This is a genomic window from Kosmotoga sp. (assembly GCF_982836095.1).
In genome coordinates, this window is the sequence record NZ_CEYIHJ010000216.1 from 1 (window position 1) to 898 (window position 898).

At 46.3% G+C, this 898-nt stretch carries 1 protein-coding gene; it reads left to right on the top strand.

Features of this window, described 5'->3' with window-relative positions; translation table 11 throughout:
- The coding region (locus AC3LHT_RS10290; RefSeq protein WP_488662828.1) for an NAD(P)H-hydrate dehydratase at positions 1-898 on the top strand (898 nt) is incomplete at both ends.

Genomic DNA, 898 nt, shown 5'->3' on the forward strand with positions numbered 1-898 from the left:
TGTGACTTTTGGCGCTGGCAAGCCTGGCCATTTTTTCTTTCCCGGGTGCGTTTATACTGGAACGCTTCATATTGCAAGAATTGGCTTTCCCGAAAGACTCGTCGAAGATTTGTCAAATATTGAGCTTGTGGATGATCAACTTGCGAAAGCTCTTCTTCCCGAAAGGATTCCTTGGGGGCACAAAGGGACTTTTGGAAAAGTATGCATTGTAGGCGGGAGCTCTGACTACACGGGGGCAGCACTTTTGGCAGCACTTGGCAGTATGAAAATCGGGGCGGGCATTGTATATACCTTTACGCCAAGGGAGGCACAGGAGATTGTTCGTAACAACTTGCCAGAGGCGATTTGTATCGCTTCAAAATCGGTTGTTTTAACGCCTGAGGATGTAGATGCGCTTATCGCCTTACTTGACAAGGTCGATGCTCTTGTTGTTGGACCGGGAATAGGCAGAGCGGATGAAACTATTGATTTTGTAAAGGAACTGTTGTCAAGCAAAAGGCTAAAGAGCCTTGGGGCTGTGATCGTTGATGCTGATGCATTGTACGCAGTCAGCAGAGTACCTGAAACAATAAAAAGGAAAGGGAATTTCATTCTTACCCCTCACCCTGGCGAATTTTCCAGGTTAACTAAAAAGCCCATTGAAGAAGTGGTCAACAACATGGATACCGTAAAATCTTTCGCTATGGAAATGGAATTGCAGCTCACACTGAAAGGGGCAGTCTCCATTATTGCAGATAAATCCGGTGGTATTTGGCTGAACAATACAGGGAATACTGGTCTGGCCAAAGGTGGCAGCGGTGATTTACTTTCGGGAACAATTGCAGGGCTTTCAGCTCAGGGACTGGCTCCTTTAGAAGCTTTGGTACTCGGCAGTTATTTTATGGGCAAAGCTGCAGAA